Source organism: Desulfovibrio sp. (assembly GCF_041907885.1).
In the GTDB taxonomy this organism is placed as follows: Bacteria; Desulfobacterota; Desulfovibrionia; order Desulfovibrionales; family Desulfovibrionaceae; genus Desulfovibrio.
In genome coordinates, this window is sequence record NZ_JAYRGM010000004.1 from 95,299 (window position 1) to 115,869 (window position 20,571).

The 20,571-nt window shown below is 60.6% G+C and carries 18 protein-coding genes; 7 read left to right on the forward strand and 11 right to left on the reverse strand.

All coding sequences use genetic code 11. The annotated features are described in order from the left end of the window. Nucleotides 1-48: 48 nt before the first annotated feature. From ACE3NW_RS04020 to nadC, 11 genes are all read right to left on the reverse strand, one after another. Nucleotides 49-240, reverse strand: coding sequence for a hypothetical protein (locus ACE3NW_RS04020; RefSeq protein ID WP_374280625.1), 192 nt, complete (start codon nucleotides 238-240; stop codon nucleotides 49-51). An 82-nt stretch (nucleotides 241-322) separates the two neighbouring features. Further along, nucleotides 323-1,327, reverse strand: a complete 1,005-nt coding sequence (gene hypE, locus ACE3NW_RS04025) for a hydrogenase expression/formation protein HypE (protein WP_374280627.1) — start codon at nucleotides 1,325-1,327, stop codon at nucleotides 323-325. Continuing rightward, nucleotides 1,327-2,418 (reverse strand): hydrogenase formation protein HypD, encoded by a 1,092-nt coding sequence (hypD, locus tag ACE3NW_RS04030; RefSeq protein WP_374280629.1) that lies wholly within the window; start codon nucleotides 2,416-2,418, stop codon nucleotides 1,327-1,329. Before hypD ends, hypE begins: the two co-directional genes overlap by 1 nt. 231 nt (nucleotides 2,419-2,649) lie before the next feature. Then, a complete protein-coding gene (argC, locus tag ACE3NW_RS04035; RefSeq protein WP_374280631.1) occupies nucleotides 2,650-3,705 on the reverse strand; it encodes an N-acetyl-gamma-glutamyl-phosphate reductase in 1,056 nt (351 codons plus the stop codon). A gap of 64 nt (nucleotides 3,706-3,769) precedes the next feature. Next, on the reverse strand, nucleotides 3,770-4,084 hold the full coding sequence (locus tag ACE3NW_RS04040; RefSeq protein WP_374280633.1) for a DUF1844 domain-containing protein: 315 nt from the start codon (nucleotides 4,082-4,084) through the stop codon (nucleotides 3,770-3,772). Nucleotides 4,085-4,201: 117 nt separating this feature from the next. Further along, the gene (locus ACE3NW_RS04045) at nucleotides 4,202-5,386 is read right to left on the reverse strand and encodes an alanine--glyoxylate aminotransferase family protein (protein WP_374280635.1); all 1,185 of its coding nucleotides are present in this window, start codon (nucleotides 5,384-5,386) and stop codon (nucleotides 4,202-4,204) included. A gap of 15 nt (nucleotides 5,387-5,401) precedes the next feature. Beyond that, nucleotides 5,402-6,583, reverse strand: a complete 1,182-nt coding sequence (locus tag ACE3NW_RS04050) for a class I SAM-dependent rRNA methyltransferase (protein ID WP_374280637.1) — start codon at nucleotides 6,581-6,583, stop codon at nucleotides 5,402-5,404. Between the two features lie 3 nt (nucleotides 6,584-6,586). Continuing rightward, nucleotides 6,587-8,137, reverse strand: coding sequence for a hypothetical protein (locus ACE3NW_RS04055; RefSeq protein WP_374280639.1), 1,551 nt, complete (start codon nucleotides 8,135-8,137; stop codon nucleotides 6,587-6,589). 226 nt (nucleotides 8,138-8,363) lie between these two features. Further along, nucleotides 8,364-9,962: an L-aspartate oxidase gene (nadB, locus tag ACE3NW_RS04060; protein WP_374280641.1), complete on the reverse strand. Its 1,599-nt coding sequence runs from the start codon at nucleotides 9,960-9,962 to the stop codon at nucleotides 8,364-8,366. Nucleotides 9,963-9,972: 10 nt separating this feature from the next. After that, nucleotides 9,973-11,019 carry a quinolinate synthase NadA gene (gene nadA / locus ACE3NW_RS04065; RefSeq protein ID WP_374280643.1) on the reverse strand — a complete coding sequence of 349 codons (1,047 nt, stop codon included), beginning with the start codon at nucleotides 11,017-11,019 and terminating at the stop codon, nucleotides 9,973-9,975. 154 nt (nucleotides 11,020-11,173) lie between these two features. Next, complete coding sequence (gene nadC, locus ACE3NW_RS04070; RefSeq protein WP_374280645.1) at nucleotides 11,174-12,046, reverse strand: carboxylating nicotinate-nucleotide diphosphorylase; 873 nt, start codon at nucleotides 12,044-12,046, stop codon at nucleotides 11,174-11,176. 438 nt (nucleotides 12,047-12,484) lie between these two features. Here nadC and mgtE point away from each other — a divergent pair, with 438 nt between their 5' ends. The 7 genes from mgtE to ACE3NW_RS04105 all read left to right on the forward strand — a co-directional run bounded on the left by mgtE (nucleotide 12,485) and on the right by ACE3NW_RS04105 (nucleotide 20,536). Continuing rightward, nucleotides 12,485-13,933: a magnesium transporter gene (gene mgtE / locus ACE3NW_RS04075; protein WP_374280647.1), complete on the forward strand. Its 1,449-nt coding sequence runs from the start codon at nucleotides 12,485-12,487 to the stop codon at nucleotides 13,931-13,933. A 101-nt stretch (nucleotides 13,934-14,034) separates the two neighbouring features. Beyond that, nucleotides 14,035-14,721, forward strand: a complete 687-nt coding sequence (locus ACE3NW_RS04080; RefSeq protein ID WP_374280649.1) for a response regulator — start codon at nucleotides 14,035-14,037, stop codon at nucleotides 14,719-14,721. Nucleotides 14,722-16,036: 1,315 nt separating this feature from the next. After that, nucleotides 16,037-17,161 carry a sulfite exporter TauE/SafE family protein gene (locus ACE3NW_RS04085; RefSeq protein ID WP_374280651.1) on the forward strand — a complete coding sequence of 375 codons (1,125 nt, stop codon included), beginning with the start codon at nucleotides 16,037-16,039 and terminating at the stop codon, nucleotides 17,159-17,161. A gap of 37 nt (nucleotides 17,162-17,198) precedes the next feature. Further along, nucleotides 17,199-17,627 (forward strand): DUF1634 domain-containing protein, encoded by a 429-nt coding sequence (locus tag ACE3NW_RS04090; RefSeq protein WP_374280653.1) that lies wholly within the window; start codon nucleotides 17,199-17,201, stop codon nucleotides 17,625-17,627. A gap of 90 nt (nucleotides 17,628-17,717) precedes the next feature. Beyond that, the gene (locus ACE3NW_RS04095) at nucleotides 17,718-19,478 is read left to right on the forward strand and encodes an ATP-binding protein (RefSeq protein WP_374280655.1); all 1,761 of its coding nucleotides are present in this window, start codon (nucleotides 17,718-17,720) and stop codon (nucleotides 19,476-19,478) included. Between the two features lies 1 nt (nucleotide 19,479). Further along, the gene (locus ACE3NW_RS04100) at nucleotides 19,480-19,878 is read left to right on the forward strand and encodes a response regulator (RefSeq protein ID WP_374280657.1); all 399 of its coding nucleotides are present in this window, start codon (nucleotides 19,480-19,482) and stop codon (nucleotides 19,876-19,878) included. Further along, on the forward strand, nucleotides 19,871-20,536 hold the full coding sequence (locus tag ACE3NW_RS04105; protein WP_374280659.1) for a sensor histidine kinase: 666 nt from the start codon (nucleotides 19,871-19,873) through the stop codon (nucleotides 20,534-20,536). The genes ACE3NW_RS04100 and ACE3NW_RS04105 overlap by 8 nt, the downstream gene beginning before the upstream one ends. The last annotated feature ends 35 nt before the right edge of the window (nucleotides 20,537-20,571 follow it).

Below are 20,571 nucleotides of genomic sequence, written 5' to 3' on the forward strand. Positions count from 1 at the left end.
AAAAAGGCCGTCCCAGGGACGGCCTTTTTACGTGCTGTACACAGAAACCTATTTCTTTTCAAACATTTCGATCTGTGCAACCACCATGCGGCTGAACACGGCGGCGATGGTGTCGGCATCCACACTGGCCGAGCCGGAACCGGCAAAGGCCTCGGCCACCTTTTGGGCGTTGCTGACCATGGTGGAAAAAATCTGCGGGGTCACGCTGGCATTCATGGCACGCTGGTAGGTGGAATCCATAAGTTATCCTTTCAGGCAGGGGAGTTCCTGCACCGGCTTGAACAAAAAAGGTGTTGGGGCGGATAGTTCCGCAAAAAGTACCTTAACAGATGCGGGGCAGCTGCGCGCCTTCCAGCATGCCCAGCAGGCGGCGGCCGCCGATGCGCGTTTGCAGCGCTACCTGGGCCTTGCCCTCGCTTACCGTGCCGATGCGGGCAGCCTCCTTGCCAAAGGGCGAGCGGCGCATGGCCTCAAGGGCTGCCTCGGCGTGGGCCTCTGGCACAATGCAGATGCACTTGCCCTCGTTGGCCAGATACAGCGGATCCATCCCAAGGAAGGAGCATCCGTTGCGCACGGCCTCGTGTACGGGAACGCTGGTTTCGTCCAGCACAATGGAAACCTGCGACTGCTCGGCGATTTCGTTGAGCGTGGTGGCCAGCCCGCCGCGCGTGGGGTCGCGCAGCACGTGTACTTCGCCCACGGTGTTGATGATGTCTTCGATCATATGGTTGAGCGGGGCGGAATCAGAGGCCACATCCGTAAGGAACGAAAGCCCCTCGCGGCTGCCCATGACCGTAAGCCCGTGGTCGCCCATGGCACCGCTCACAAGCACGGCATCGCCGGGACGGGCGTTGTGCCCTGAGGGCACGGGCGAGGCAAAAATCTGGCCTATGCCGGTGGTGTTGATGAATATCTTGTCGCACGCGCCGCGCGGAACAACCTTGGTGTCGCCCGTTACAATGCTCACCCCGGCTTCGCGGGCGGCTGCGCCCATGTCGGCCACCACCCGTTCAAGGGTTTCAAGGGGCAGGCCTTCCTCAAGTATAAAGCCGCAGCTCAGGTAGCGGGGGCGTGCGCCCAGCATGGCCACGTCGTTGACCGTGCCGTGTACCGCAAGGCTGCCGATGCTGCCACCGGCAAAAAACAGCGGTGTGACAGTGTAGGAATCGGTGCTCATGGCCAGCGGGCCGGTGATGTCGGTCAGCAGCGCGGCGTCGTCCATGCGCTCCAGCAGCGGATTGGCAAAATGGCGCATGAAACACTGGGCAATGAGGCGCTGTGAGGCCCTGCCGCCGCTGCCCGCATCAAGAAGAAGGCAATCGTCCATTATCGCTCCGAATATTTGAAGTAGGCGGCGCAGCTGCCCTCGGTGGAAACCATGCAGGGGCCCACAGGGTTGGCGGGTGTGCATTTTTTGCCAAAGAGCGGGCAGTCTGGCGGGGCAATGCGGCCCTTGAGCACATCGCCGCAACGACAGCCGCGCAGGGGGGGGACATCCGGCAGGGTGAGGCCAAGGCGCTTCATGGCGTCCATGCTTTCATATTCTGGCCGCAGGGCCAGACCGCTCTGCGGTATGCAGCCTATGCCGCGCCACAGGGCGTCTGCCGGTTGAAAAAACTGTTCAAGCAGGGCGCGGGCGCGGGGGTTGCCCGTGTCGTCCACGGCGCGGGGGTAGGCATTGGCAACAGCGGGCGTGTTGTCGCGCAGCTGCTCGGCCATAAGGCAGAGCGCCAGCAGAATGTCGGCGGGCTGGAAGCCGCCCACAATACCGGGAACGTGAAAATCGCGGGCCAGAAAGGCGTAGGGTTCCAGCCCCAGAATGGTGGAAACATGGCCCGGCAGCAAAAATGCCTCCACGCCGCATTCGCTGTCTTCAAGCAATATGCGCAGGGCGGGCGGCACAAGTTTGTGCAGCGAGAGCACGCAAAAATTGTTCAGCCCGCGTTGTTGGGCTGTGAGCAGGGTGGCGGCCACCGTGGGGGCAGTGGTTTCAAAGCCGATGCCCAGAAATACCACCGTGTCGCCGGGGTTGGCAGCGGCAAGGGTGAGGGCGTCGAGCGGCGAATAGACAATTTCTACCCGCGCGCCCTGGGCCTGGGCGTGCTTGAGGCTGAGGCCGCCGGGGCCGGGTACGCGCAACAGGTCGCCAAAGGTGGCGATGATAACGCGGTCGCGGCCTGCAAGGTCCAGAAAGGCCGCCACTTCGGCATCGTGGGTGACGCACACCGGGCAGCCGGGGCCGGAAAGATGGGTAACAGAAGAAGGCAGCAGCGAACGCAGACCGCTCTGAAAAATGGCGACGGTGTGTGTACCGCACACTTCCATAAAGCGCATGCTGCGGCCATCAAGGGCACGGTTGAGGCGGTCCAGAAGGCTGTGACACAACTGCGGATTCTGAAAGGCGGTTTCCAGCTGCATGGGCATTCCTTTTTTTGCAGCCCGCCTGGGCGGCGGGCCAAACTACTGTGGGCTGAGCAAGGGCCGCGTGTTCAGCGCACTGTCGGGCCTGCGGGGGCTATTGTGCCAGTCGAACTGGTTCAGCCGGGCAGGCGGGTAATTCCGGCATGGCGAAAGGCTTTTTACCGCTGCTGGCAAGTGCTGTATCCAGCAGGAATAAAAAGCCTTTCTGCCGTGCCTTGAATAATTCGCCTATGCCAGCGGGGCCAGCATGTCGAGCCCTGTCCCCACGGGCAGCCCGCACATGAGGTTGGCGTTGGCCATGGCCTGGCCCGATGCACCCCTGCACAGGTTGTCGATGGCAGAGATAATGATCAGCCGCCCTGTACGGGGGTCTACCACAAGACCCAGGTCGCAGAACATGCTGCCGCGCACAAAACGCGTTTCGGGCAGTGCCCCCTTGGGCAAGATGCGCACCCAGGGGCTGTGCTCCCACGTGCGGGTAAATACCTCGCGCACTTCGTCCAGAGTGGTGGCGGGGTTTTTGAGCTTGGTGTAGATGGTGGACAAAATGCCCCGGTTGGTGGGCAAAATGTGCGTGTTGAATGAAAGTGTTATGTCGTGGCCAGCCAGCAGCGAAATTTCCTGCTCGATTTCGGGCGTATGGCGGTGCGTGGGCAGGCCGTAGGCGCGGAAATTGTCGGAAATTTCGCAGAACAGCGTGGGCACAACAGCCTTGCGGCCAGCGCCGGTGGCCCCGGATTTGGCGTCCACCACGATATCGTCGGTATGCACCATGTTGTTCTTTATGGCAGCGTACAGACCAAGAATGACCGATGTGGGGTAGCAGCCGGGGTTGGCGATGAGCTTGGCCTTGGCGATTTCAGCGGCGTACAGTTCTGGCAGGCCATAAACAGCCTTGTGCAGCAGATCGGTGCAGACGTGTTCGCGCTTGTACCATGTGGCGTATGTTTCGGGATCGCGCAGGCGAAAATCTGCCGAAAGGTCAACAACCTTCACGCCTTCGCGCAGCAGCATTTCGGCCATGTCCATGGCAGTGCCTGCGGGCACGGCAAGAAAAACCACGTCGCACTGACGGGCGGCTTCCTGCGGGTCAAAAACGCTGATGACCACATCCGCGCCGGGCATGTGGTTCAGAAAAGGATAAAAATCCCCCAGCCGCTTGCCCGATTCTGCCCGCGAACAGGCCATGGCAAGGCGCATGGAGGGGTGGCTTACGAGAAGCCGCGTCAGTTCCATGCCCGCGTAGCCGGTAATACCCACCAGACCCACATTGATTGTCTTCATGCCGCTGATCCTTTGAAACTGTATGGTCAATGGTAGTGACGGGACAGTGCTGCCCCGTGGTGCCTCAGGCTTTTTTTGACTGGCAGGCGCAGTCTGGCCCGCACTTTATCACAAACTTCATGCGCAGCTCGTAAAGAATGCTTTCCAGCAGTTTGCGCTCCTGTTCTTCCAGGCCGTTTTCTGTCTTGGCGCGCAGCATTTCAAGAACGTCAATGCTGTGCTTTGCCAGGGGCAGGCTTGTTTCCGTTCCGCCGGTTTCGGGGTTTGGCACTTCGCCCAGATGCACCAGAGCCGATGATGCCAGGGAAATAACAAAGGTTGAAAATGTCACTTCCGGCATGGGGCCGTCGGCCTTGCAGCCGCATGTATTGTCACTCATGGCGACCTCGTGGCTCAAATTTGGTTACGGTAACAGCGGGTTGCTGTATGTTGCTTCAACATACAAGCTTTTGCCGCCAGCGCAAGAGCTGGCGGCCTGCAAGGCTGCGTGCGCGGTCTAGCTGTGTATAAGGCGCGGTATTTCGCCCGGCTTGCCAGCAAGGGCTGCGCGGTAGGCGGCCAGTGCTTCTTCAAGATAGTCACGCGAGCCGCAGTGTCCACCGGCTTCAATGATACCCCTGTTGAGGGCGTGCAGCCCGGCCACCAGATCGGCCCAGTCAACCCAGCCCATATGGCCTATGCGCACCATGCGGCCCTTCATGTGGTCTTGCCCGCCAGCCATGCACACGCCGTATTTTTCCATGGCGATGCGCAGCACCTCTGTGCCGTCAACACCCGCAGGCAGCATGACGCTGGTGATGCCCCAGGCAAAATGGGTTTTGGCGTAGAGCTCAAGGCCCATGGCGGCCACGCCCGTGCGGGTCAGCATGGTCAGCGCCCACTGCTTGGCATAAATGGCATCAAGGCCATTTTCCAGCAGCATCTCCAGGCTTTCGTCCAGCCCGGCCACAAGATTTACAGCCGAGGTAAACAGGGTTTGCCCCTGGGCTACCTTGGCCTTTTCCTTGGGCAGGTTAAAATAGAAGCATCCGGGCGTGAGGCTTTCGGCCCGTTTCCAGGCGCGTGGCGAGAGCGCCAGCAGCGCAAGGCCGGGGGGCAGCATAAGGCCTTTTTGCGAGCCAGTAACCAGGCAGTCGATACCCCACTGGTCCATGGGGCAGGGGGCCAGGCTCACGGCAGAAATGCCGTCCACCAGCAGCAGGGTGTCGGTTTCCCTGGTGATGCGGGCCACTTCTTCCACCGGGTGCAGCACGCCGGTGGAGGTTTCGGAATGCTGCACAAGCACGCCCGCAATGGAGGGGTCGGCCTTGAGGGCTGTGGCAACAGCCTGCGGATCAACGGCTTCGCCCCACGGCACTTCGATGGTGGTGGTTTCAAGCCCGCGCGAAACGGCAATTTCGCGCCAGCGCTGGCCGAATTTGCCGCCCTCTACCACCAGCACACGCTGGCCGGGGCTGAACAGGCTGTAGACCGCCGCCGTCATGGCGCCCGTGCCGGAACAGGAGAGGGGCAACACCACATCTGCCGTGCCAAACAGCACGCGCAGCCGTTCCTGAACCCTGCCCATCATGGCCTTGAATTCACTTTTGCGGTGGTGGATCATGTCTTTGGCGAGCACAAGACGCACGCGCTCCGGCAGAGGCGTGGGGCCGGGGGTGAGCAGGCGAACTTTGTTCAGCATGTCAAATCCTTGTGGTTAAGCGCCCACCTGGGCAATAAAGCACTTCAAATAGGCCGTTTCGGGCATGGCGGCATGGATGGGATGATCCGGCCCCTGACCTCCGGCAAACAAAATACGGGCATGCAGTTTGCGCTTGGTGGCAGCCTGCGTCAAGCAGCCGCGCAGGGCCTGCACTTCGAGATGGTGCGAGCAGGAAGACGTGGCAAGTATGCCCCCCGGCGCAAGCAGCTGCACGGCCAGATCATTGGCCTGTTTGTAGGCGGCCAGTCCCAGGGCGGCATCCTTGCGGCGTTTGATGAAGGCCGGGGGATCAAGGCTGATGGCCTGAAAGCGGCGGCCCTCGTCGCGCAGCTGACGCAGCAGGTCAAAGGCATCTCCGCACAGGGTATGCGCTTCGCAGGCGGGGGCGTTGGCTTTTGCGTTTTCCTGCGCAAAACCAAGGGCCTGGGCCGATGCGTCGATAAATGTGACAGAGCGGGCCCCGGCAGCAGCGGCGCTGACGCCAAAGCCGCCAACATAGCTGAAGATGTCGAGCACATCGGCATCCTTGGCGTAGCGTGCGAACTCGGCCCTGTTGGGGCGCTGATCATAAAACCAGCCTGTTTTCTGACCCGTGGCGCAGGGTGCGTAAAAACGGCAGTTGCCTTCGGGCACTTCAAGGCGTTCGGGCAGGCTGCCCTCGCTCTGTTGCTCGCGCGAGAGATTTTCAAGCCCGCGTGCGGCAAGGTCGTTGGCCCAGAGTATGGAGCCTGGGCGTACAACGGCATGCAGGGCGGCGGTGAGCGCCTCGCGGCGCAGCTCCATGCCCGCCGTGGTTACCTGCACGGTGAGGTGGTCGCCGTAGCGGTCTATGACAAGGCCGGGCAAAAAATCGCCCTCGCCGTGGCAAAGCCGGTACCAGGGGGCGGGGTAGAGGCGCTGGCGCAGGGCCAGGGCCGATTCCAGCCTTTGAACAAGCAGGGCCTCGTCCATGTCCGTATCGGGCTTGCGGCTGTGCAGCCGGGCACAGATAAGCGATGCCGGGTTGACGCACACGCTGCCAAGCGGCGCGCCGCGCCAGTCGCACAGGGTTGCGGCCTCGCCGGGGGCAAAGTCTGTGAGCGGGCTTTGTTTTACGTCCACTTCGTTGGCGAATACCCACAGATGCCCGGCGCGCAGGCGACGGTCTTCATTTTTTCTAAGGCAGAGTTTGCGCATGTGTTACTTTCCCGCTGTTTCGACGGGGGCGGAGGTTTGGGCGGCCTGAGCCGCCAGGGCGTTGATCTGTTCTTCAAGCGTTTTGGGGCCGGGGGCGGCAGTACAGCCAAAAAGCGTGCCGGGGTCGCCGAGGGCGCCCAGCAGCTGTAAAATGCCGATGCGCTGGCCGCGCACGCTTGTGATCTCAAGCTTGCCGGGCCGCTGCACAAAGGCCAGCAGCGCCTCGCGGATGGCCTTGTTCTGCGGGGTGGGGTTCAGCTCCAGCCCCTTGTGGAGGCTAAGCTGCACGGCCGTGGCCGCAGCACGGCCATCGTGCGAAAGATTGAGCCCCAGCCATGCCATGGCCCCGCGATCTTTGATAGCAAGATTCAGGTCGCTGAAGCTTTGCAGCAGAAGGGCCTGTTCACTGGTGCTGATGATGCCCGCATCGTACAGGATCAGCGAGCAGTCCACATCGGCGAGGTTTTCGGCCTTGAGCGAAAAGGTTTTTTTGTGCGACGACGAGCTCTGGGCCATGCTCTCAAAGGTCATGTTTGCCTTGAGGGCAGGCGCGAGAAAGCCCGATGAAACCTGAATCAGGCTGCGAGGGGCAGCAAGATTGCTGATAAAGCTTGTGGTGTGGCGCGGCGAATTGGAAAGCCAGTCAAAACCAGCCTCACCAACGGTAACGCTGCCGTTTTCTACAGAAAAGGCCATGCCGCTGGCACGCACCTGCCGCACAAGCGGCGGGTCGGCAGCCAGAATTTCTTCCAGCACGGGGCCAAGGGTTTTTACAGCGGCCTCCATGTCGTGTTCGCCCACGGCAGCGGCATCCATGAGGCGGTGTACGAGGCCAAGCTCCGGCAGGGTGACGCCGCTGGCTTCAAAGCTGCCCATGCGCATGCTTTCCTGACCGTTAAGGCGGCTCTGCACGTCGTCAATGCGCATCAGCGCAATGGACGCGCCCTCCCAGCCCTGCACAAGCGATTCCTTGATGGTCAGCTGGGCCAGGCCGTCCTTGCCCGGCATGTTTACGCTCAAAAAGAAGCTGTGCGCCCTGTCTGCGCCCATAAGGTAGGTGGCGGCCAGGGCGTCGATGGGAGCACCGTCGAGAAACCGGCCCACCAGCTCGCTCTGGCAGCGCAGCTCGTTGATTTCTTCTCGCTGCACAGAAGCGCGAAAATCTGGCGAACGCGTGCTCAGGTTGCGCAGTACGATGTTTTCGGCCACGGGCATCATGCGCGGCTCTTTCAGCACCATGGGCCGCAGTGGCGTATAGGCCAGCAGCATGCGCAGGGGAATGCGCAGCGATACCTCGGCCACCTCATAAGAAAGGGGGCCTTGCGGTGTTTCGCCCCGCAGGCGCAGACCGTACAGGGTGAGCGTGCGGGAGAGGGGCGAAAATTCCACCCTGTCCACAGCGGCCTGCGTTGTGATGCCGTCGCCGGAAATGCCGATGTTCTGGATGCCCCGGTGTACCTGCCCTTCAACAAGAGGGCTCAGGCCAAACATAAGCCCCATAACACCCGCAGCCAGCAGAATAACAATGGCGGCGGCCAGATACGCTTTTTTCATTCAGAATTCTCCAGCTTGGCACTTTGCGGCCATGCAGCGTGGCGCGGCCTGTACAGCCGTGACTACAGTGTTCAGCCTGCTTGCGCAGAGGGCAGGGGACTGCCTTTCGTTCTGTGACATCCTGCCGCATCATTCTGGCGGCAGCCCGCAGGGCGAACAATCCGGCACAAACCGTGGGCGCACGTCACCCCAGGTAACTCACTTTGCGCTGAATATTTTGCGCAAATCATTCCACGCGGTGGTGGCAGCCAATGCTCACCTTGTTGCGCAGCGCGGCCTGGGTGATAATGTACGATGTTTGCGATCCGTGGAAAAGATCCACCAGCCGCCGCGAAATGCGCGTGCGCTTGTAAAAGTCGTGGATATGCCGCACAAGGTCTCGCATGTCTTCAAAAGCCCGGCGCAGGCGCGCCTCTGTGCGGGCAATGCCCACATAGTTCCACATGGTATTGCGGATATTGGTCCAGTCCTGGGCCACAAGGGCGGGGTCGTCCCTGCGCTCGTCGCCCTCGTGCCGCCAGTCGGGAATGGCGGCGGCCAGAGCCTTGGGCAGGCCGCTCTCGGCCATCACGCGGTGGGCCAGATCCTTGCCGCTGCTCACGCCCCATACCAATGCCTCAAGCAGCGAGGTGCTGGCAAGCCGGTTGGCCCCGTGCAGGCCGGTACAGGCGCATTCGCCAATGGCGTAGAGGCCGTGCAGCGAGGTGCGGCCATGAACATCGGTGAGTACGCCGCCGCAGAAATAGTGGGCGGCGGGAACCACGGGAATGGGTTCCTTGAGAATATCCACGCCCGCCTCGCGGCATTTTTCGTATACAGTGGGAAAACGCGTGGGAATATCCTGCTCCACGCCGCTCACGTCCAGGTACAGGCAGGGCGCGCCGTTGTGCAGCATTTCGTCCATCATGGCCTGGGCCACCACATCGCGCGGGGCAAGGTCGCCCCTGGGATCGTGATCGCGCATGAAGGCGCGGCCCTTGTGGTCGAGCAGGCGCGCACCCTCGCCGCGCATGGCCTCGGTGATGAGCGAACGGCGGTTGCTGCGTTCCTCGTACAGGGCTGTGGGGTGAAACTGCATGAATTCGAGGTTGGCGAGGTCAACGCCCGCGCGAAAAGCCATGGAAACGCCCGTGCCCACGCAGCCGGGAGCGTTGGTGGAATGCAGAAACACCTGCCCCACGCCGCCAGTGGCAAGCACGGTCCAGTCGGCCAGAATGGTTTCTGTTTCGCCGGTTTCCTCGTTGAGCACGTAGGCTCCCAGGCAGCGGTTGCGTACTTCGTAGCGGTACTGCGAGGCCCGTGCGTGGTGGTGGCTGGTCAAAAGGTCGATGGCGGCGCGGCGGTGCAGGCGCGTAATGCGCGGGTGGGCCAGCACCTGGGCACTCAGGCCGTCCATGATGGCGCGGCCCGAAAAATCGGCGCAGTGCAGAATGCGCGGGGTAGAGTGCCCGCCCTCGCGTGTGAGGTTGAATGTGCCGTCCTCGTTGCGGTCAAAGGGAACCTGGGCGCGGTTGATCAGCACTTCATCAACGCATACCGGCCCCTGGGCGCACAGAAAGTTGACGGCCTTGTTGTAGTTGTAATTGTGCCCGGCAACCAGGATGTCCTTTTCCAGCGCCAGCGCGTCTGATGGATGCTCTGGCGTGGGCGTGGCCTGATAGATAATGCCGCCCTGGGCAAGTTCAGAGTTACCATCGGCCAGCCTGTCGCCGGCATTGAGCAGCAGAACATCACATCCCGAATCGGCCAGTGTGAGCGCAGCGGTACACCCGGCAACGCCGGAGCCGATGATGAGCACAGGCACATGACGGCGAATAGAATTCACGTCGCAAACCTCAGTTTCCGCAGGCTTCAAGCATGCGGGTTAGGGAGAGACGGGCGGGGGGGCAGAGTTTCTCCTCTATTTGCAGAGGCGAGGCTGCTCCGGCGGCCACGTTTTGCAGCGTGGCCAGAAGCTTTTTTTCCGTAACCTTGGCCATGTTGCCGCAAACAGCGTGGCCAAGGGGCATAATTGTACACTGGCCCGCGTGGCGCTCGGCCAGGCGGTACACAAGATTGTTTTCCGTGCCGACAACCAGCGTGGAGCCGGGAGCCTCGGCGGCAACCCGGGCCGCCTCCTTGATGAGATACGAGGTGGAACCCGCGCCGTCACAGGCTTCGATAACTTCCTGCCTGCATTCGGGATGGGCGATAACGCGGCAACCGGGATGCTGGGAGCGTATGGCTTCCACATCATCGGGCTCAAAGCGCGCGTGGATGGCGCAACAGCCGGGCCAGAGCAGCAGCTTGCGGTCAAGGGCCTGCGTTTCGGGCTGCACAAGACCGGCAGCGCCCACGCGCAGCACGTGGCGTTCAGCCTGCCCGATGCCAAGGGCCTCGGCGGTATTGTTGCCCAGATGGCGGTCGGGCAGAAAGAGCACGCCGTCGCCCTGATCAAGCGCCCAGCGCAGCATGATTCTGGCATTGGCCGAGGTACACACCGCACCGCCAAATTCGCCCACCACGGCCTTGAGGGCCAGATCGGTGTTGACGTAGGCCAGCGGTATGATCTTGCGGCCCATGGCGGTCAGCTGCTCCAGCACCTTGCGGGCAAGAGGGGCTGGCGTTTGGCGCGACATGAGGCAGTCGGCATCCATGCTTGGCAGATGCACGTTCTGGCCGGGTTTGGCCAGCAGGGCCGCAGATTCGCCCATGAAGTACACGCCGCAAAAGACAATGTGGGCCGCCTCGATGCCGGGAACGCGTCGGGCAAGCTCCAGCGAATCGCCCGTGATATCGCAGTGGCGCACGATGGCATCGTTCTGGTAATGGTGGCCCATGATGCACAAATTCGCGCCCAGCTGTTTTTTCAGGGATGCGATGGCTGTGCTTGTGTCTTGCATAGTGTGGTTCCTCGAAAGCGGTATGGAAAAGAATGCGCAGATATGGAAATTTGTTCCGCTGCTGTCACGGTGTTGTCGCAATGCCGCCGTACTGTTGCCACTGTTTGCGGCGCGCCGGGGTAACGGTGGCTGATGGCACGTTATACTGCGTCCACTAGACGGCCAGCAGGGTCATGCTGAAATCCGCCGACACGGCGGAATGGGTCAGCCGCCCGACAGAAATGAAGTCTGGCCTGCGCGGCTCTGTGAGCGCCAGCGCGCGGATGGTTTCAAGCCGCACGCCACCGCTGACTTCCGTTTCGATAGAGCCCGGCACAAGGGCAAGTGCCTGCGAAAGGCGCTGGCCGTCCATGTTGTCCATCATGATGCGGTCGGCCCTGGCCTCCACGGCTTCGCGCACATGGTCGAGGGTGCGGCACTCCACCTCAATGGGCGGGCAGGGCGTGTAGCACGCCCGGAGCGCAGCCACTGCGGCGGTGATGGAACCGGCGGCATCGATGTGGTTGTCTTTGAGCATGAGCATTTCGGTGAGGTTTTTGCGGTGGTTGTGCCCGCCGCCTGCCTGCACCGCGTATTTTTCGGGCCAGCGCAAACCGGGTGTGGTTTTGCGTGTGTCGAGCAGGCGCACGCCTGTGCCTTCCAGTTCCCGCACATAGCACGCGGTAAGGTTGGCAATGCCCGAAAGATGGGTGATAAAATTGAGAATAACGCGCTCTGCCTTGAGCATGGCTGTGGCAGGCGCGCTTATGTGGGCTACTTCGGTCATGGCCGCAACCGTGCTCGCTTCCCTTACCAGGGCCCGCCAGGTAAAGGGCGCGCCAAGGCTTTTGAAAACAGCGCCAATAACCGGCAGACCCACCACAAGTGTGTCTTCCTTGGCGCGGATGACGGCGTTCATGGAGGCATCGGGGGCGAAAAGACCGAGGGCGGTCATTTCGGGGCCGTCTTCCTCAAGGGCGAGGTCGATGGATTTTTGGAGCAGCCGCTGACCTTCTGGAGAGAAAAAGGCGGCCCAGGGCGTGAACATTGCGCTTGTCCCCATTTCTTGTGCGTGCTAAGTGAAAACTCGCCCGTCAGGGCGTGTGCAGTACACCGCACAAGACTGTAAATATGGCCCTATTGTGGCGGTTGCCCAATACGGGTGTGCTGTAATAGATAGAATGCCCCGTGTTTCGCGTCAAGCAGCCGGGACATCATGAGTTTTTTCACAAGCCAGCAAAGCTGGCGACAATCTGCCCCATTTTGTACTACAGTGGGCCGGGCCAGGAGGCGGGGCTGGCCTGCGTGCAGGCAGCGCGGGCAGGCAGCACGCCCGCAGCCGGGCCTGCAACATCCGCCATTGGCGGGCGTTTTGTGACTGCCGATCTTGCCGACAGTTTGGGCGGGGCCCTGGGCTCCTTGTTGTTTTGTTGCGTCTCTGGGCGTGACGGTTCCACCTTGGGTACAGACTGGATAAAGGCGCGCCATGGCTGATCTGCACAACGAAAATTTCCGCTCCCGGCCTGCCGAACAGCCGGGTGGCGCACAGCCGCAGGCAGAATCCCCTTCCCTTTCGCCCGACAGCACTCCTTCTGCCGCCAGTGCGGCCTCTGCCGCCTCTGATCAGGCCCATGCCTTTGATGACGATTTTGCAGCGGAATATCCCGATGCAGAATTTGTGCATCCGGCCGACATGGCCGACCATCTTGAGAATCTGAGTCTTGAAAAGCAGGTCAGCACACTGAGCCGCATGTCCAAGGAGGACGCCGCCGAGGCGTTGGCCGAGCTGGACGAAAACATGGCTGTGGACGTGCTGGAAAATCTGGATGACGACGTAGCCGCCCAGATTATCGCCGAAATGTCGCCAGACGACGCCGCCGACGTGCTGGACGAGCTGGACGAAGATCACCGCGATGCCCTGCTGGAAAAGCTCGACCGCGAAGATTCGGAAGAATTGCGCAGCCTGCTCAATTTTGATCCGGATTCAGCGGGCGGTGTCATGAACACCGAGCTCATACTGCTGGAAAAGAATTTTACGGCAGACGAGGCCATTGCCCACATCCGCAGCGAAATGGCCGACAAGGAAAGCCCGTACTACGCCTATGTGGTGGACGAGCATCAGGTGCTGGTGGGCGTGCTTTCGTTGCGCGACCTTATGCTTGCGCGGCCCGGAACCATTGTGGGCGACGCTGTTTCGGGTCAGAGCGTGGTGAGCGTTACCTATGATACGGACGAGCGCGAAGTGGCCAGCCTACTTTCGCACTACAATTTTCTGGCCATGCCCGTTGTGGACAACGAGGGGCATATTCTCGGCGTGGTGACCTACGACGACATCATGGACATCATGCACGAAGAAGCCAGCGCCGACATGCTGGGCATGGTGGGTGCCGACCCGGAAGAAAGCGTGGATACCCCCTGGCTTGAGAGCGTGCGCAAACGCCTGCCGTGGCTGTTTGTGAATATGATCAATTCTGCGCTTTCTGCCTCTGTGGTCTACATGTTTGAGGGTTCCATAGCCCAGATGGCCGTGCTGGCCGTGCTTATGCCCATGGTGGCAAACCAGGCGGGCAATACCGGGCAGCAGGCCCTGGCGGTTATGATCCGGCAGTTGGCCACCGACAGGTTTGACCAAAAAAAAGCCTGGATGGCCGTGGTGCGCGAGGGCAAGATTGGCATTGTCACCGGCATGGCCATGGCCGTGGTGGCATTTTTTGCGGCCTGGTGGTTTACCGGCCTGCCCATGGTGGGCGCGGTTATGGGCGGGGCGCTTTTGTGCGACATGCTGCTGGGTGCTGTGGCTGGCGGTTCTATTCCTCTTATTTTTCGTGCGCTTGGGCGTGATCCGGCGCAGGCTTCGAGTATTTTTCTTACTACCATCACCGACGGCGCAGGTTTTTTTATCTTTTTGGGCCTGGCCTCTCTGTTCATTTTATAAAAAATTTGTCACCCTTGGCCCGTTTGGTGGGGCGTGTGCCTCCGGCCAGTTGTTTTTAAGCTGGCCGAAACATTTGCTGCGTCAGTCGCAAGGCCGTGTCTATGGGTGATATTCCGGGCGAAATTTGCCGCATCCTGCTGGTGGATGACCACAAGCTGCTTATGGAGGGCGTGCGCAGTCTGCTTGCGCCCTACGGGCATCTGCGGGTTGTGGGCATGGCGCTGACCGGCGGTGAGGCCGTGGCGCTGGCCGCGTCGTTGCAACCGCAGCTGCTGGTGCTTGATCTTGGCATGCCCGGCATGAATGGCCTTGAAACCGGGCGTGCGGTGCTTGAGGTACAGCCCAAGACCCGTATTCTCGTGTACACCGGGCATGAAGACCAGCGCTGGCTGCCAGAGCTTATTGATCTTGGCATCATGGGGCATGTGCGCAAGTCTGAATCGCCGGGTGTGCTGCTGCGTGCCATTGAAAGCGTGCGGCGGGGCGAAATTTTTTTGAGTTTTCCCGATCCTGGCGGGCGGGTGGCGACCATGCTGCGCCAGCGGCGCGAGGCTGCCGATACCGCCAATGCCGATGCCGGGGCTGATTTGAGCGCGCTTTCGCCGCGCGAGAAAGAGATATTTCGCCTGCTGGCAGACGGCATGAGCGTGAAGAGCATTGCCGCAGAGTTGTATATCAGCCCCAAGACCGTAGAAACCCACAAGTACAATCTGCTTACCAAGTTGCAGGCAGGGTCTGTGGGGGATCTGGTCAAGATTGCCATTCGACATGGGCTTGTGAAGGTGTAGCAATGGCTGGCGGTACGTTTTTGAAGGCAGAAGAAGTGAAAAGGCAGGGGAGTGTTTGGTAGCGCGGGGAGAGCCTGTCGAGCGCATTTGCGCAAACCCGACTTTTTGGGCCTGACGGCGTCAAAATCCGTTTTTTAATGCTCACGTACTTGAGTACACTGCGCTTAAAAACCGGATTTTTCCTTGTCAGGCCAGAAAAATGCGTATTTTGCAAATTCACTCAACACCAGCCATCGCCTCCGCTTGCGCTGCGGCGAGTTTAAGGAAGGTGACGCCACGCCCCGCTTTTGATGAAGGGCGGCGAAAGGCTGCAAATGCAGAAATACAAGAAAATGCGAGAAGCAAATAACAGCAATAGTTTGGTGCAAACGGCAAAGGCATCGCAACCTACAAGTAGGTATGGGTTTATCAAGGCGTGTTATTAACGGTCAGATATAATTGCGGTATTTAGCTGAAGCGGCTGTTCATTCAAAGCGGCAGCGTGCTCTGGCATTTACGCGTCGCGGAGGGAGATCACCTGAATGAGCGTAGCGAGTGAGGGAAGCTCCCGCAGCACAAGACGCGTGCCCTCGCAACCTCATGGAAGCTGAGAACCTTCTTGGGGGTGCTTCGGGGGGGATGCAAGGGGGCCCGCGATGGGGGCGCAGCCCCATAACCGGCCCCACCTTGCCGCGCGCCGCGCAGGCGTCCCAATCGCCTGTAGGCGAAAAACTCCGTGCCCGAAGGGCAGCAGATCAAAGCTCATCCCTCGCCTCACGGGCGCACCCGCACGCCGCGCAGGCGTCCCAATCGCCTGTAGGCGAAAAACTCCGTGCCCGAAGGGCAGCAGATCAAAACTCATCCCTCGCCTCACGGGCGCACCCGCACGCCGCGCAGGCGTCCCAATCGCCTGTAGGCGAAAAACTCCGTGCCCGAAGGGCAGCAGATCAAAACTCATCCCTCGCCTCACGGGCGCACCCGCACGCCGCGCAGGCGTCCCAATCGCCTGTAGGCGAAAAACTCCGTGCCCGAAGGGCAGCAGATCAAAACTCATCCCTCGCCTCACGGGCGCACCCGCGCGCCGCGCAGGCGTCCCAATCGCCTGTAGGCGAAAAACTCCGCGCCCGAAGGGCAGCAAGATCAAAACCCATCCCCCGCCTCACGGGCGCACCCCCTTGCCCCCGCCGCGCAGGCCCCCCCTTCCCCCTCTGGGGAAATCCCTTAGTCATTTTTTCACAAATCAGGATTCTCCTGATAGCGAACTCCCCCCATTCCAACCTAACTTCTGCTGACCGTAAATAAACTTGCGTCGGCAAAAGGCCGCAAGGGGGAAACAATGGCTTTTGATTTCCAAAGAACCCCGAACAGCGGGGCTGAGAATTTTGTGGTAAAGTTCATTCTGCTGCCTGTGGCGTTGTGCCTGTGGCTGGCCTGCCCGGCATCGGCGCAGGAAGACAAGACGCTTCCGGCTGCTTCTGTTGCCGCAAGTGCTCAGGCAGAAAATGCAGCCCAGCAGGCCCCGGCAGTAGTGACTGTGGCAAGCGCCGAAACTTCGGTGCAGGCTGCGCCCGCCGCAACCCAAACCGTTGCCCAGGGCCTTGAGGCTGCCGCCATCGACAACCACCCCTGGTGGTACTGGCCGCTGGCCCTGCTGTTTTTCTGTTTTGTCCTTGGCGTCATCGCCGTTATGGCAGGCGTTGGCGGTGGCGTGCTTTTTGTGCCGCTGGTGAGCGGGTTTTTCCCCTTCCACCTCGACTTTGTGCGAGGCGCAGGCCTGATGGTGGCCCTTGCGGGCGCGCTGGCTGCTGGCCCTGGTCTTTTGCGCCGTAATTTTGCCAACCTGCGCCTGGCCCTGCCTGTGGCGCTGATTGCTTCGGCATGCGCCATTGTGGGTGCCATGCTTGGTTTGGCGCTGCCCACCCATATCATTCAGACATGCCTTGGCGCGACCATTCTTGGTATTGCCGTGCTGCTGCTGCTTTCCAAAAACTCTGTGCGCCCGGTTGTCAACACCCAGGACGCCATTGGCATGGCCCTTGGCATGAATGGCGTGTTTCTTGAACCCAGCACCGGTGAAGTGGTGGAATGGAAAACCCATCGCACCCTGGCTGGCCTGCTGCTGTTCATCGCCATTGGCATCATGGCCGGTATGTTCGGCCTTGGCGCTGGCTGGGCCAACGTGCCTGTGCTCAATCTGCTCATGGGCGCGCCCCTCAAGGTGGCCGTGGGTACTTCCAAATTCCTGCTTTCCATCACCGATACGTCTGCTGCCTGGGTGTATCTGAACCAGGGCTGCGTTATTCCGCTCATGGCTGTGCCTTCCATCGTGGGCCTCATGCTTGGTTCTGTGGTGGGTGTGCGTCTGCTTGCCAAGGCCAAGCCCAAGTTTATCCGCTACATGGTTATTGGCGTGCTCTTCTTTTCTGGGGCCAAGGCCCTCATGAAGGGTCTTGGCTGGTAAGCCGCACCGGATACGCTTGAACAGAAGGGAGAATAAAATGACCACTGATCTGAAGAACGACATTAAGGCCTCCCCCGCGCAGCTGCGCTATGCCGATACCTTGTTCTACGGCGCTCTGCTTGGCTTTGTTACCATGCTGATTACCTACGCACTCTATGTCTTCGGCGTGCTGACGCCGCAGATTCCCCTGAGTGAAATGCCGCACCTGTGGACTCAAAATGCTGCCGCCTACCGGGCCGCAGGCAACATTCCTCAGGGTTGGGGCTGGCTTGCCCTTGTGGGGAAGGGCGATCTATGCAATTTCATTGGTATCGCTTTTCTTGCGGCACTCACCATCATCTGCTTTGTGCAGCTTGCCATTGGTCTGCTGCGGCAAAAGCAGTGGATCATGGCGGTAATTGCCATACTTGAAGTGCTGGTGCTCAGCCTGGCGGCTTCGGGCGTGCTGGTGGCTGGCGGCCATTAATCGAGGTTCTGCCTTGCGGGGCCGAGGGGTGTCGCCGCGTAGCTGAACCGCACCAGCGGTAGTAATGGCGGCGCATACCTTGGAGGGCACATGTTTGCCACGATAAAGAACTATTTCGCGCATCTGCTGGAAGTTCCAGAGGCCGTATCCCCGGCCCGGTATCGATCGCTGCGGCGGCTGATGACCGTGCTTATGGTGGCGGTTTCGGTAATGCCTTTGCTGCTGCTGGCGGCTATCAGCCACGTGCAGTACACGCGTACCCTTGAGCGCGAACTTGAAAGCCCCGTGTATGCACTGGCCCGCAAGTCGCAGGCGGCACTGGAGCTTTATCTTGGTGAACGTATTTCTACAGTGAGCTTTTTGGCCCACGCCTATACGTTCAAGGACCTGCTGGACGAGCGCACCCTCAACCGCGTGTTTCTGGCCTTGAAAAGCGAATTTCAGGGCTTTGTGGATATGGGGCTGGTGGATGCGGACGGGCGGCAGGTGGGCTATGTGGGCCCGTACAAGCTTAAAGGCGCAGATTACGCAGGCAAGCCCTGGCTGCGCGATACAGAAATCAAGGGCCGTTACCTCAGCAACGCCATTCTGGGCTACCGTGGGTATCCGCATCTGGTTGTGGCCGTACACCGGCTGGAAGAAAACGGAGTGTCGTGGACGCTGCGTGTGGCAACCGATACCCTGCGTATTCAGCAAGTGGTTTCCACTGTTGGGCCAGAGCACGATACAGACGTGTTTCTGGTGGATGCGGAAGGCGTGCTGCAAACGGATTCGGCCCTTTTTGGCAAGGCTCTGGAAAAATTCCCCCTTGATCTGCCCCCCGCCGCGCACGAAACAGTGGTGCGCCGGATCGCAGATTCCAAGGGCAGGCAGCTCATGGTTGCCTCGTGCGCGCTGGCAGGCACGGATTTTATGCTGCTGGCTGTAAAACCTACAGAAGACGCCATCCGCCCCTGGCGGTCGCTGAGCACCGAGCTTCTGCTTGTGCTGTGCGGCGGTATTGCCCTGATTTTCATGGTGTCCAATCTGCTCATGCAGCAGCTTGTAAACAGGCTGCAAGCAAGTGACGAGCGGCGGGTGGCTGTTTTTGCCCAGATGGAACACAACCAGAAGCTTTCGTCCATCGGGCGGCTTGCGGCTGGCGTGGCCCACGAGGTCAATAACCCCCTGGCGGTCATTTATGAAAAGGCGGGGCTGGCCCAGGATCTTTTGAGCATGGGCAAGGTGTGCGGCGAAGACAAGGACAGGCAGCGGCTCAGCGCCCTGCTTGAGAGTATTGAAAGCACCGTTGAGCGGGCGCGCGGCATTACACACCGGCTGCTGGGCTTTGCCCGGCGCATGGAGGCCAACCGTCAGGCCCTGCATATTGAGGAAGTGATCACCGAAACTCTGGGCTTTCTTGAAAGGGAGGCCAAGAACCGTGGTGTGAAGTTTGAAACAGAGCTGCCCGCCAATCTGCCCGAAATTGTGTCGGACAGGGGCCAGTTGCAGCAGGTTTTTCTCAATATTGTGGGCAATGCGCTTGATGCGCTGGCAGGCAGTGAGGGCGGATCGCAAAAACCGCAGGGTGAAGAGCGTTTTGTCAAGATAAGCTGCCAGGGTCAGGGAAGATACATGCTTGTGAGTGTGGAAGACAACGGCAAGGGCATGTCGCCTGAAGTGCTCAGGCATATATTCGAGCCGTTCTATTCCACCAAAAAGGACAAGGGAACCGGGCTTGGCATGTTCATCACCTACGGCATCGTGCGTAAGCTTGGCGGCGAAATTCATGTGCAGAGCGAAGAAGGGCGGGGCAGCATTGTGCGCATAACCCTGCCGCTTACTCCGCCAGATGTCGCAGTGGAGGTGTAGAATGGCATTGCGCATCCTTCTGGCTGACGACGAAAAGGAATTTGTGGATACCCTGGCAGAGCGCCTTTCGCTTCGCGGATTCGCGCCCTATGTGGTGTACGACGGAATCAGCGCCCTTCAGGCTGCCACGCCTGAAAAACCCGATGTTGTGGTGCTTGATCTTTTCATGCCTGGTCTGCCGGGCGATGAGGTGCTGCGCCGCCTCAAGGTGCTGTACCCCGACCTGCCGGTCATTCTGCTTACCGGCCACGAAGCCGTGGACGACAACGGCACAAACCCGGTGTCGCAGGCCTTTGCCTGCCTGACCAAGCCCTTGAGTTTCAATGTGTTTCTGGAAACGCTGCAAGCCGCAGCGCGCGAAGGCAAGGAATGTGCAGAAAACGGAGCAGGCCATGAATGAGAGTCAGTGCATGGCCCGCTTGCTGGCCTCTGCCGTCCACGACATGCGCAACGTGCTGGCAGTCATACGTGAATCTGCCGGTCTGGCGCAGGATCTTGCCTCTCTTGCGGGCGGCAAGGCCGTAAGCGCACCGGGAACAGAGCGCCTTTCAACCGCCCTCGGCGAGGTGCAACGCTCCATCATTCAGGGAGCGGCCCTTTCCGAAGCCATGGACTACATGGCGCAGGCGGGCGGCATGGAACCGGGCGGCGCGGGGCCCTGCGATCTTGCGCGGGTGTGCCGCAGCTTTTGCCTGCTGGCGGCCCGTCAGGCGCGCGCCGCGCAGATACACCTGACCAGCGGCGAAACCGACGAACCCGTTTGGGCCAATGTACCCCCGCTGGCCGTATTGCGCTCGCTGCTAGAGGTTTTTGATCTCTGCGCTTCTGTGGGGGGGCAGGTAAATCTGCGCCTTACTGCGGGGCGGCGGCAAAAAGAAGAAGGCATCATTGTTGAAGCACAGGAAGGCGCCAACCGCGAAATGGCCCTTGCGGCCATGACTGGCAGCCCCATGCTCGACGGCATACGCCCTGGCTGGCGTGCCGTGCTCATGCCCTGGCGCGATGCCGGGCCAAGATTTTTCCTTTCCATTTCGGCCTGCGATAGCGAAGGCGAATAACCGGCACCGGCATGTGGCCGGGCCTTCAAGGAGTA